At 62.6% G+C, this 11,520-nt stretch carries 10 protein-coding genes; 3 read left to right on the plus strand and 7 right to left on the minus strand.

What is annotated here, in order from left to right; genetic code table 11:
- Positions 1 to 15: 15 nt before the first annotated feature.
- From QF043_RS18165 to QF043_RS18190, 6 genes are all read right to left on the minus strand, one after another.
- Complete coding sequence (locus tag QF043_RS18165; protein WP_307419642.1) at positions 16 to 1,623, minus strand: 5-guanidino-2-oxopentanoate decarboxylase; 1,608 nt, start codon at positions 1,621 to 1,623, stop codon at positions 16 to 18.
- Entirely contained in the window at positions 1,613 to 3,721 is a 2,109-nt protein-coding gene (locus QF043_RS18170) for an acetate--CoA ligase family protein (protein ID WP_307419644.1), read from the minus strand. Before QF043_RS18170 ends, QF043_RS18165 begins: the two co-directional genes overlap by 11 nt.
- A gap of 18 nt (positions 3,722 to 3,739) precedes the next feature.
- Entirely contained in the window at positions 3,740 to 4,900 is a 1,161-nt protein-coding gene (locus tag QF043_RS18175) for an acyl-CoA dehydrogenase family protein (RefSeq protein WP_307419645.1), read from the minus strand.
- 31 nt (positions 4,901 to 4,931) lie between these two features.
- Entirely contained in the window at positions 4,932 to 5,723 is a 792-nt protein-coding gene (locus tag QF043_RS18180; protein WP_307419646.1) for an enoyl-CoA hydratase/isomerase family protein, read from the minus strand.
- A 150-nt stretch (positions 5,724 to 5,873) separates the two neighbouring features.
- Positions 5,874 to 6,512: a TetR family transcriptional regulator C-terminal domain-containing protein gene (locus QF043_RS18185; RefSeq protein WP_069787296.1), complete on the minus strand. Its 639-nt coding sequence runs from the start codon at positions 6,510 to 6,512 to the stop codon at positions 5,874 to 5,876.
- Positions 6,513 to 6,553: 41 nt separating this feature from the next.
- On the minus strand, positions 6,554 to 7,312 hold the full coding sequence (locus QF043_RS18190; protein WP_307419647.1) for a class II aldolase/adducin family protein: 759 nt from the start codon (positions 7,310 to 7,312) through the stop codon (positions 6,554 to 6,556).
- A 132-nt stretch (positions 7,313 to 7,444) separates the two neighbouring features.
- Between QF043_RS18190 and QF043_RS18195 the strand changes: the two genes are divergently transcribed.
- The 3 genes from QF043_RS18195 (at position 7,445) to QF043_RS18205 (ending at position 11,104) form a co-directional block, all read left to right on the plus strand.
- Positions 7,445 to 9,400 carry an FAD-dependent oxidoreductase gene (locus QF043_RS18195; protein WP_307419648.1) on the plus strand — a complete coding sequence of 652 codons (1,956 nt, stop codon included), beginning with the start codon at positions 7,445 to 7,447 and terminating at the stop codon, positions 9,398 to 9,400.
- The gene (locus tag QF043_RS18200) at positions 9,388 to 9,966 is read left to right on the plus strand and encodes a helix-turn-helix domain-containing protein (protein ID WP_307419649.1); all 579 of its coding nucleotides are present in this window, start codon (positions 9,388 to 9,390) and stop codon (positions 9,964 to 9,966) included. Before QF043_RS18195 ends, QF043_RS18200 begins: the two co-directional genes overlap by 13 nt.
- Positions 9,967 to 10,276: 310 nt before the next feature.
- Positions 10,277 to 11,104 (plus strand): hypothetical protein, encoded by an 828-nt coding sequence (locus QF043_RS18205; RefSeq protein WP_307419650.1) that lies wholly within the window; start codon positions 10,277 to 10,279, stop codon positions 11,102 to 11,104.
- Between the two features lie 9 nt (positions 11,105 to 11,113).
- Here QF043_RS18205 and QF043_RS18210 read toward each other — a convergent pair whose 3' ends face one another.
- Positions 11,114 to 11,509, minus strand: coding sequence for a carboxymuconolactone decarboxylase family protein (locus tag QF043_RS18210; protein ID WP_178112686.1), 396 nt, complete (start codon positions 11,507 to 11,509; stop codon positions 11,114 to 11,116).
- Positions 11,510 to 11,520 lie beyond the last annotated feature (11 nt).

Raw genomic sequence — 11,520 nt, forward strand, 5'->3', positions numbered from 1 at the left:
TTGCTCCTCTAAAGGTCAACAGGCACAGGCATGTTTCAGCTCGATCAGGGTCACGCCATTGCGTTTGAAACCGTTGCGCAAGTCCGTCTGCAACTCATCCAGGTTTTTGGGCTGGTTCACGGTGCAGCCGAACGCCTGGGCGAACAGCGCAAAATCCGGGTTGCGCGGCAGCACGCCGATGGGCTCGATATCCAGGCTGAGCATGTCATCGCGGATCTGGCCGAGGGCGTCGTTGTTCCACAACAGCACCACCAACGGGCTGTTCAGCTCCTCGACAGCCGTGGCCAGCTCTTGGGCGGTGTAGAGAAAGCCGCCATCGCCCACCAGCACCAGGCCCGGGCGCAGCGGCGCGCCGAACTTGGCGCCAATGCCGGCGGGCAAGCCATAGCCCAAGGTGCCGTAGCCGGTGGGGTGCAGCCAACTGCGCGGGGCGCGGCTGCGGTAGGCGTAGTTGCCGGTGTAGGCCAACTGGGTCATGTCGCTGCTGATAAAGGCGTTAGCGGGCAGCTCCGCCTCGATGCGGTCAAGAATGGCCTGGTGAATGGACTGCAAAGGGCCGTGCCCCAGCTCCACCGCCTCAAGTAATCTCGCGACCTGTTGGCGGGCCGCATCGGCATTTCGCGGTGCCGGCGGCAGACGCTCGAGCAAGGCCAGCAAGGTCTGGTGGGCATCGCCTTTGAGCGCCACGGCGCAGGGGTAAAAGTCGTTGAACTTGCGCGGGTCGATATCGATGCGCAGCAGTTCGCCGGTGATGGGCAAGCGTTCGCGCCAGTAATCGGTGTCGGCCATTTCCGTGCCCACGGCCAACACCACATCCGCCTCGCTGATCAGCTGCCAGCCGGGTTCCACACACAGGGTGGCACCGGCATTCAACGGGTCATTCACCGGCAGTAAACCCTTGCCGGCCACACTGCTGAAAAACGGCGCCGCCAACAGCGTGCTCAAGCGCTGCAAGGCCTCACTCGCCGCCAGCGCGCCGCCACCGCCAATGATCATGGGGCGCTTGGCCGCCGCGAGCTTGGTCACGGCCTGCTCCAGCGCCTCGGCCGATGGCAGGCCGCGCCCCGGACGCCGCACGACTTCATGGCTCCAGTCGCGCTTGATCGGCGCTGCCAGCACATCCAGCGGCACCGAAATGTGCACCGGCCGTGGGCGCTCGCTGTCGAACACTGCATAGGCGCGGGCGATCAATTCGGGCAAATCCTCGGCACTCAAGGCCAGCGCCGAAAACGCGGTGATCGGCGCGGTGATGGCGCGCTGGTCCTGGGTTTCGTGCAGGCTGCCCCAGCCTTTGCCGAGGCTGGCGGTGTGATTGACGCTGGAGATCACCAGCATCGGGATCGAGTCGGCATAGGCCTGGCCAATCGCGGTAGCGGCATTGGTCACGCCGGGCCCGGTGATCACAAAACACACGCCCGGTTTGCCGCTGACCCGCGCATAGCCGTCGGCCATAAAACCGGCGCCCTGTTCGTGGCGCGTCAGCACATGGCGAATGCCACTGCCGGGCAAGCCGCGATACAGTTCCAGGGTGTGCACGCCAGGAATGCCGAACACCGTGTCGACGCCATAATGGGCCAGCAACCGCACCAGCGCCTGGCCGCCGGTCAGGGTCTTATCTTGCATGTTCATCTCCTAGGCGAATCAACGCATCCACCGCGAGCGTGCCGTGGGCATTGACCAACAATGGGTTCACATCCAGCTCCAGCAACTGCCCGGCGTTGGCGCAGGCGTAGTCGGCCACCGCGCGAATGGCCGCCACCAGCGCATCCATATCCGCCACTTCACGCCCGCGAAAACCTTGCAGCAAGGCCGCGCTGCGCAGGCTGAGCACGGCGTTGCGAATCGCCTCATCGGTGGTCGGCAGCAGCAGGCTGCGGCTGTCTTTGAGCAACTCCACCAGGACGCCACCGGCGCCAATCACCAAGGCCAGGCCAAAGTTATTTTCGCGCTTGATGCCCACGATCAACTCGGCCAAGGGCTTGGTAGCCATGGCCTCCAGCAGCAGTTGGTCGAAGACCACGCCCGGCGCATAGGCGGCAATCTGCCCGCGCATTTGCACAAGCGCGGCGGTCAGGGCGAACCCATCCTGCAGGTTGAGCGCGACGGCCCCGGCTTCGGTTTTGTGCGGCAGGTCGGTGCTGACGGCCTTGAGCACCAACGGGTAGCCCAACAGTTTGGCGTCTGCGATGGCGCGCCCTGGCGTGCTCAGCACCGCCGCAGGCGTGCTCAAGCCAAAGGCGCGCAAGGCCTGTTTGGACGCCCACTCATCCAGCGCCAGGCCATGGCCCGCAAGCGGCTGCGGGCACAACGGCGCAAGGATCGACTCGCCGCGTTCGAGCAACACACGACGATGGTTTTGATAGTCGGCAATCCGCCCCCAGGCGGCGAGTGCATCTTCCACGCCTTGCAGCGCGGCAATGCCGTGGGCATGCAGGCGTTCGCGGGCATGGGCCGGCAGTAATTCGGGAAAGGCCGAGGTGACAAACCCGGTTTTGCCATGGCGGCTGAGCGCGGCGCAAAACAGCTCCAGCAACAGGTCGCATTCCTTGCGCTCGCCGGTAAATTCGGCCGGGTAATCCAGCACCAGCATCGCCGCATCGGCATCGGTGCGCAGGGCCGTCTCGAGCATGCGTTCGAGCGCTTCGCGGTCGCCCCAGATGGCGGTGGTGAAGTCCAATGGGTTGACCAGGTTGGCGTAGCTGGGCAGCACCTGTGCCAGCTCGGCGCGCTGGCCTGCGTCGAGTGTCGGCAAGGCCAGTTGGTTGCGCTCGGCGTAGTCGGCAATCAACCCCGCGTCGCCGCCGGAACAGGCCAGTGCGATCAGGCAATTGCCGCCAGGTAGATTGCCGCAGGCCGCGGCTTTCAAGGTTTCGACAAAACTCACCGGCCCACTCACGCGGATCACGCCAAGGCGCGCAAACAGGCTGTCGTACAGCGCATCGGAACCGGACAGCGAACTGGTGTGACTCAAGGCCAGCTCGGCGCCGATCTGCGACACGCCGGTTTTCAGCGCGATAATCGGGATGCCTTTTTCCAGCGCCTTGTGCGCCGCACGGGCAAACCCCGGCACATTCTTCAAGCCTTCCAGGTGCAGGCCGATGGCGGTCACGCGCGGCTCATCGAGCAGCACGTCCATCAGCTCGGCAATCCCCAACTGTGCCTGGTTGCCTACCGACGCCATATACGCAATGGGCAGCGAGCGGTCGCTCATCGACAGGTTGTAGGCGAAGTTGCCGCTTTGGGTGAGCACCGCCACGCCCTTCTCTACCGCCTTGCCGCCATGGGCCACCGGCCACAGCGCGGCGCTGTGCAAGTAGTCCAACACGCCGTAGCAGTTGGGGCCGAGCAAGGCCATGTCGCCCGCCGCTGAAATAAGCTGCTGTTGCAAGGCCGCACCACTGACGCCCGTTTCGGCAAACCCGGAGGCGTAACAAATGGCGCCGCCGGTGCCGATGGCAGCGAGTTCGGCGACACAGGCCAAGGTCAGCTCACGGTTAGTCGCGATAAACACCGCATCCGGGCCGTAAGGCAAATCGGCAACCCGACGCACACACGGGATGCCGTCGAGACTGTCATGCTGCGGGTTGACCAGCCACATCGGCCCGGTAAAACCGCCGTCGGCGCAGCGCTTGAGGGCGCGGGCCATGCTGCGCCCACCGACAAAAGCCAGGTGCCGGGGCGCCAGCAGGCGCTTGAGGTTGTCGCCAATAGCCTGGGACATAAGCGTTCTCCGCGCCGATCAGCGCAACAACGGCCGCAACAGTTCACGGGCAATAATGTGCCGCTGGATTTCCGACGTGCCTTCCCAGATCCGTTCGATCCGCGCGTTACGCCAGATGCGCTCCACCGGCCCTTCGTCCATCAAGCCCATGCCGCCAAAAATCTGCACGGCTTCATCGGCCACCTTGCCGAGGGTTTCACTGGCAAACAGCTTGGCCATGCCGGCCTCGCCATCGGTCATGCTGCCCTGGTCCATCTTCCAGGCGGTGTGCAGGGTCAGAAGCTCGGCGGCGCGAATCTGCGTGGCCATGTCGGCCAGCTTGAAACTCACACCCTGGTAGGTGCCGATGGGCTGGCCGAACTGTTTGCGGTCCGCCGCCCATTGCAGCGACACGTCCAGCGCACGCTGGGCCTGGCCGACGCAGTTGGCAGCCACCATCACCCGGCCGGCGGTGAGCCAGGCATTGGCCACTTCCCACCCCTTGCCGACTTCGCCCAGCACTTTGGAGGCGGGCACGCGGCAGTCGTCGAAGAACATTTCATAGGTGTGATAACCGCGGTTACTTACGCACTTGGGGCCACGGCGGATGGTCATGCCGGGCGTATCGCGATCGACCAGGAACGAGGTCACCGCATTGCGCTGGCGGCCGTTGTGTTCGTAGGTGTCGGTCACGGCAAACACGATGGCAAAATCGGCGTGGCCGGCGTGGCTGATGAAGTGCTTGCTGCCGTTGATCACAAAGTCATCGCCGCTGCGCACGGCGCGGGTCTTGATCGCGTTGGCGTCGGAGCCGGCGCCGGGTTCGGTCAGCGCAAAGCAGTCGATTTTCTTGCCTTGCACGCACGGCAACAGGTAGTCCTCGACCTGCGCACCGGTACAGGCCATCAGGATCTTCGACGGGCGCGCGACAAACACATGCAGTGCCCACGAGACCTTGGACAGCTCACGTTCGATCAACGCCTGAGACAGGTAATCCAGGCCACCACCGCCCACCTCTTCGGGCATGTTGAAGGCATAGAAACCGGCCGCGACGGCCTTGTCGCGAATCTGCGCGGCCAGCTCGGGCGAGACCGCGTCGGCGCGGTCCACCGCTTCCTCATGGGGCAGCAGTTCCTTGGCAACAAAGCTGCGTACCGCGTCCACCAACATGTCTTGTTCTTGGCTGAGTTGGAAATTCATGGCGCTACCTGTGTGGGCTTCCTGTGTGGGCTTAGCGACCGGAGAAAACCGGCAGGCGTTTTTCCATCGAGGCACGCAGCGCTTCGGCGCCGTCGTCGCTGCGCCCGCACAACAGCCCGGCGGCCAGTTCGGCCTTGAGCTGTTCCGGCAGGCTGCGCCCGGCGCCCTCGCGGATCAGGGTTTTGGTCTGGGCGAAGGCGAAGGTCGGGCCGTTGGCCAGGCGCGTGGCCAGCTCGCTCGTGTGAACGTGCAGATGCTCATCGGCGACCACTTCGCCCACCAGCCCGGCGGCCAGTGCGCGCTCGGCGCTCCACAGCTCATCGAGGAACAGCAGGCGCTTGGCTTGCTCGCTGCCGATCAGGCGCGGCAAGTGCCAACTGGCGCCAGCGTCCGGCGCATACGCCATGCTGGTGTAGCCGGCCTTGAAGCGCGCCGATTGGGCGGCGATACGCAGGTCGCAGCACAGGCTCAGGTCCATGCCGGCGCCGACGGCGGTGCCGTTGATCGCAGCAATTGTAGGTTTGTCGAGGGTGTGCAGGCGGGTCATCAGGCCGTGAGCGGTTTCGGTCCAGCCGTAGGTTTCCAGGGCGCCACGGGACTCGGCGTCGGCCCACTCAGCCAAGTCGGCACCGGCGCAGAAACTGCGGCCGCTGCCGGTGAGCACCACCACGCGCACACTGGGGTCGGCGTTGAACGCGTCGAGCACGGCATGCAGGTGTTTGAGGGTCGGGATGTCGAGTGCATTGCGCTGCGGGCCACGGTTGAGCGTGATCCAGGCAACGCCTGCTTGCACCAGAGTGAGCACGGGCGAATCGGTAGTCATGGCTTCCTCGAATTATTTTAATTGGCGTGAGGGGTGCGACATGGCGAGATACTAAACGAGTGTTCAGCAAGGAGGCAATCGGCAAACTGCAAATATTTTCAAGGCGAAAAAAAACGCTCGAAAAGAGCGTTCAGGCGCTGAAGCGCAGGCTCAGGCTTTGAGCTGGTAGCGCGCGCGACCACCGCCTTGCAGGCCGTCGACCCAGGCTTCGCAGATCTGGATGCCCTGCTGCGGCGTGAATGTGCCGGGGTTGAGCCCCGACTCCAGCCACAACCCATCAAGCAACGCGCTCAAGCCGATAGCGGCCAAATCAGCATCGAATTGCTCCCAGCCCTCCTCTTTGGCCATATCCGCCAACGCCGAACGCATGATGGTGCGGTACTCGCCGTAGGAATGCTCATGGGCCTGGTTGATCGCCGGTGCGGTCTTGACCGCGCCCCAGAACACCAGCCAGGCATCCAGCAATTGCGGGTCGAGCAGCTCAGCCGAAAAAGAGCCACGAAACAGCGCCGACAAACGCTCACGCGGCTGCGGCGGCGCCTTGGCCATGGTCTCGCGCAACAGGCTCATGACTTGGGCGGTGATGGTGCGATAGGCCTCGGCCACCAGCTCATCCTTGCCCGAATAGTGATGGCTGATCAGCCCGACCGACACCCCGGCCTCGGCGCTGATCTTGCGGATCGAAGCGCCCTGGAAACCGTCACGCTTGAGGCACGTCAGCGTCGCCTGGACCAGGTTGGCCTTGCGCAATTGCGGCTCCATGCGGGAGAAACGCGATTCCTGGGTCATGGGGCGGTGTCCTTCGTTTGAGTCGGCTGCACGACTCTACCTCAGTCGCGGTAACCGGGCGACACCCGATCCAGCATCCGCAGCAACGCCGCCCATGCCAGCTGCATGGCATTCACATCGGTCAGCTCGCCCGCCTCCAACGCTCGGTTGGGGTTATTGAATTGCTGCTCGGTGTAAGCGCAGACCTCAGCCGACGGCAGGACCAGCTTGCCGCAGGCCTGGGCGGCGATCTGAATATCGCAGGCCTTGTCCAGGTAATACATGCGCAGAAACGCCTCACTGACCGTCGCGCCCACCGTCAACAAACCGTGGTTGCGCAGCATCAGCACCGGCTTGTCGCCGAGGTCCTGCACCAGCCGGCGCTGCTCGTCCATGTCCAGGGCGATGCCTTCGTAGTCGTGGTAAGCCACCTTGCCGTAGAACTCCATCGAGATCTGATTGACCGGCAATAAACCGCACTCCAGCGCCGCCACCGCGCAGCCGGCACGGGTGTGGGTATGCAGCACGCACTGGGCATCTTCGCGAGCGCCATGGATGGCACTGTGAATGACAAAACCGGCCGGGTTGACGGCATAAGCAGAAGGTTCGACCGCCTGCCCGTCCAGGCCGATCTTGACCAGGTTGGAGGCGGTGATTTCATCAAACATCAGCCCATAAGGATTGATTAAAAAATGATGTTCCGGCCCGGGAATACGCACCGAAATATGCGTGAAGATCAGGTCGCTCATGCGGTAGTGCGCGATCAATCGATAGCAGGCCGCAAGCTCTTCGCGCAGTTGCTGCTCGGTGGAGTGAGTCATTTTTATTCTCCAGGCACGGGGTGGGTGAAGGCGACGCTAATCCAGCCGCCAGTAAAAAAACAAGTTGATTTTTTACTGGCGCTCGCCTCTTATTAGAAAAATAACAATAACAGCGCCTGGAGTATCCGCACCATGTCGCCACCTGCCTTCGCGCACCTGTTCGAACCCTTGGTACTGCGCGGCAAACGCCTGAAGAACCGCATAATGTCCAGCGGGCATGACACTTCGATGCCGACGGATAACCGCGTCAATGCGCAGTTGATCGCCTATCACCGTGCGCGCGCCGAAGGTGGTGTGGGGCTGATTGTGTTGCAGGTGGCGGGCGTGCATGACAGTGCGCGGTACACCTCCCATGTGCTGATGGCCACCGACGATGCCTGCATCGACGGCTATCGCGAGCTGGCCGATATTTGCCATGCTCAGGGCACCGTGGTGCTGTCGCAAATCTTCCATCCGGGCCGCGAGATCATGGAGTCGGCAGACGGGTTGCTGGCGGTGGCGTACTCGGCGTCGGGAGTGCCCAATGAACGGTTTCGGGTGATGCCACGGGCGCTTGACCAGGCGATGATCGATGAGATCGTCAGCGGTTACGCAGCGGCGGCCAGGCGCTTGCATCAGGCGGGAATTGATGGCGTGGAAGTGGTCGCCAGCCACGGCTACCTGCCCGCGCAGTTTCTTAACCCGCGGGTTAACCGGCGCACCGATGGCTACAACGGCGTGCTTGAACAGCGCTTGAGATTCCTGCGGGAAATTATTGCCGCCGTGCGAGCCGCGACCGACGCGCAGTTCATCATCGGCCTGCGCATTTCAGCCGATGAGCGCGACAGCGAAGGCCTTACCGAAAGCGAATCCCTGGAGGCCGTGCAGCACCTGCAAACGCAGCTGGATTATGTGCATATCGTCGCCGGCACCTCGGCGTCCACCGGCGGCGCGGTGCATATCGTGCCGCCCATGGCCATCGCCGCCGCGTACCTGGCCGATGCGGCCGCGACGTTCAAGGCCAGCCTGTCGATCCCCCTGTTTGTCACCGGGCGGATCAACCAGCCGCAGGAGGCCGAGCTGATCCTGGCGCGCGGCCAGGCCGATGTGTGCGGCATGACCCGCGCACTGATCTGCGACCCGCTGATGCCGGCCAAAACCCTTGATGGCCGCGCCGAGGATGTGCGTGCGTGCATCGCTTGCAATCAGGCCTGTATCGGGCACTTTCACAAAGGCTTGCCCATCTCCTGTATCCAGCACCCCGAGACGGGGCGCGAGCTGCACTTTGGTAAGTTGCAACCGACGTTGAAACGCCGCCGCATCATGGTGGTCGGCGGTGGCCCGGCCGGCATGAAAGCAGCCGCTGTGGCCGCGCAACGCGGCCACGACGTGACCCTGTTTGAAGCCAGCGCACAGTTGGGCGGGCAAGTGTTATTGGCGCAGCTGCTGCCACGGCGCAGCGAATTCGGTGGCGCCAGCACCAACCTGCAACGGGAGATGGCGCTGGCAGGCGTGCGTGTGGTGCGCAATACCCGTGTCGACCGCGCCCTGGTGGTGCAGGAGCAACCCGACCACGTCATCATCGCCACCGGCGCCGAACCCTATTGGCCGGCGTTCGAGCAAGGCGGCGATCTGCAAGTAGTGGATGCCTGGCAGGTGTTGCGCGATCAGGTCACCTTGGGCCGTTCGGTGGTGGTGGTCGACTGGCGCTGCGACTGGATCGGCCCCGGTATCGCCGAGCGTCTGGTGCGCGCCGGCCATCAGGTGCAACTGGCGGTCAATGGCACGCATTGCGGGGAAAACCTGCCGCTCTACGTACGCGATCAACTGGCGGGCGAGCTCCACCGCCTGGGCATTCCCATCATCCCTTATGCGCGCCTCTACGGCTGCGACGACAGCACGGTTTACTTGCAGCACAGCGCCAGCGGCGAACCGATGCTGCTGGAGAATATCGACGGCCTGGTGTTGTGCCAGGGCCATCAGCCGGTGGACACTCTGGGCGCGGAGCTTGCGGGGCTGGTGCCATTTGATCGCATCGGCGACTGCCTGGCGCCGCGCACCGCCGAAGAGGCGATCTACGAAGGACTCAAGGTAGCGTGGAAACTTTGAACGACGAACCGCAGCCACTGTTTCTCGGCACCCGCATTCGCGGCCTGCGCAAGGCACGCGGCCTGACGCTGACCGAACTGGCGCAACTGAGTGAACTGACCGCCGGCTATCTCAGCCAGTTGGAGCGCAACCTGGCGTACCCATCGATCCCGGCGCTGTTCAATATCGCCCGCAGCCTGGGCGTGACGATCCAGTGGTTTTTTGCCAGCGAGGCCGCCCCTGCCCCAGCGGATGAAGGCTACGTGGTGCGCAAGAACAATCGTCAAAGCATCCGTTATGAAGATGGCATCGTCGACCAACTGCTGACGCCGTTGCCCAACCACCAACTGGAGATGCTGCACGTATGCTTTCCACCCGGCACCTACAGCCAGCAAAGCTACAGCCATGAAGGCGAAGAAGCCGGTTATGTGTTGAGCGGCACGTTTGAGCTGTGGGTCGGTGAGCGGCATTTCCGGCTGGCTGAAGGCGACAGTTTCAGCTTTGCCAGCCGCGAGCCGCACCGGTATGGCAACCCGGGCAAGGTGGATACAGTGGTGATCTGGGTGATTACCCCCCCGACATTTTAGGCCGCCGGCGCAAATGCAGACGTTTCCTACAGGAACCGACGACAGTGGCGCGGCTTGCCATCAGTGGTGAGGCACCCTGTCGCTTGCTATAAAAATGGCTACTTCTTTTCGAGGTTGTCGCCATGTCTTTATTGTATTTGTTGTTTGGGAAACCGACTCAGGATGATTGGGATCGAGTAAGGGATGTCAAATCCCGTAAAACCTGGAAGCTCGTACGTGGAGGCATCGGCCTGGACATCGATGAGGTGATTGCGTCAGAGGGTTACAAGGACGCTGTGCGCCAAGTACAAAAAATGGAGTCCGATCATTCATGGGCCTGCTGATCATTGTGCCGTTACTGGTCAGTGGCTATCTGGTCTGCCTCAGGCACCCGTTTTTCTACTTGCGCCTGCACCGTTTCCAGGGACAACTGCTTTACCTGCAGGTAGCCAGGCTCGGCATGCTCTGCCTGATCGTTGCCACGTTTTTAAGTGCTGCCCTGCTGACGTTGTCAAAACAAACGGCCTTTATCGCAGGCCATGAAGTGGCCGCAGACTACAGCCAAAAACTGGGTACGCTATTGGTAGAGCTCGATATTGCCAATGAGAAAAACTGCACGCTTTGGGTTTTCATGTTGCAGGCGGGTATGACCGCTCTGGCGATTCCCTTTTTCTGGGCAAGGCTTTATGTACGCATGAAAAAGAGAATGCTGAAGCTTAAAACCGACACGCAGCTCTACCACGTGCTTTCGCTGGGTATTCTTGAGGGCACGCCATTCAAGCTTTTATTGAGAGAATCCATCGTCAAGTGCGTGCCGTGCATGTTCAGTTTGAGCGACAGGAAGGTCTATGTCGGGATTGTATTGTTCGCAGGCACCCCCTCGGAGTCCGAAGGCATTGGCCTGGGGTTCAGCCTGGTGCCCATACTCAGTGGTTACCGGGACAAGGACACATTGGAGGTCACGCTCCACACTCACTACTGCGCTATAAACCGCCCCAGGCCGATCCTGCTGGTTCAGGAAAACGTCGTGTCGGCCACTCGCTTTGACTTCACCACATGGACCCGTTCCCAGTCCCGCAGAAGCCGAAAGGCGCAGCAGGGGCAGTTCCATAACCACCGCCCTGCGCGCCCGGTAGAAGCCTCGCGCATCTGCGCATGAGGCTGGGTATCACGGCCACTTGAACATATCGTCCACCGGCACACGGTAGCCGGTAGCCAGGCGGTTGGTCTCGTTGGCCATGCCGACCACGGCCTGCAACTCGCCAAACATCTCGTCGGTCATGCCGGCCTTGCGTGCGGCGGCGGTGTGGGAGGCGATGCAATACGGGCAATTGTTGGTCACGCTGACCGCCACATACAGCAACTCCTTGGTCAGCGGGTCGAGTGCTCCCGGCGCCATGATTTCCTTGAGGCTTTCCCAGGTGCGGCGCAATGTCGGCGGGTGGGCAGCCAGGCATTTCCAGAAGTTGTTCACCTGGTCGACCTTGCGTGTTTGCATGATGTCGTCGTAGATCGCACGCACTTCAGGGCTGGCGTCGGCGTATTCGGTGAGGTGTTGAGTCATGGTCTTTCCAA

The organism is Pseudomonas sp. W3I7, from assembly GCF_030816095.1.
GTDB classification, from domain to species: Bacteria; Pseudomonadota; Gammaproteobacteria; order Pseudomonadales; family Pseudomonadaceae; genus Aquipseudomonas; species Aquipseudomonas salomonii.

What these genes read in the sequence shown, in the direction of transcription:
- QF043_RS18165 (WP_307419642.1), bottom strand. Translation starts at nt 1,623, where the DNA reads ATGCAAGATAAGACCCTGACCGGCGGCCAGGCGCTGGTGCGGTTGCTG.
- QF043_RS18170 (WP_307419644.1), bottom strand. Translation starts at nt 3,721, where the DNA reads ATGTCCCAGGCTATTGGCGACAACCTCAAGCGCCTGCTGGCGCCCCGG.
- QF043_RS18175 (WP_307419645.1), bottom strand. Translation starts at nt 4,900, where the DNA reads ATGAATTTCCAACTCAGCCAAGAACAAGACATGTTGGTGGACGCGGTA.
- QF043_RS18180 (WP_307419646.1), bottom strand. Translation starts at nt 5,723, where the DNA reads ATGACTACCGATTCGCCCGTGCTCACTCTGGTGCAAGCAGGCGTTGCC.
- QF043_RS18185 (WP_069787296.1), bottom strand. Translation starts at nt 6,512, where the DNA reads ATGACCCAGGAATCGCGTTTCTCCCGCATGGAGCCGCAATTGCGCAAG.
- QF043_RS18190 (WP_307419647.1), bottom strand. Translation starts at nt 7,312, where the DNA reads ATGACTCACTCCACCGAGCAGCAACTGCGCGAAGAGCTTGCGGCCTGC.
- QF043_RS18195 (WP_307419648.1), top strand. Translation starts at nt 7,445, where the DNA reads ATGTCGCCACCTGCCTTCGCGCACCTGTTCGAACCCTTGGTACTGCGC.
- QF043_RS18205 (WP_307419650.1), top strand. Translation starts at nt 10,277, where the DNA reads ATGGGCCTGCTGATCATTGTGCCGTTACTGGTCAGTGGCTATCTGGTC.
- QF043_RS18210 (WP_178112686.1), bottom strand. Translation starts at nt 11,509, where the DNA reads ATGACTCAACACCTCACCGAATACGCCGACGCCAGCCCTGAAGTGCGT.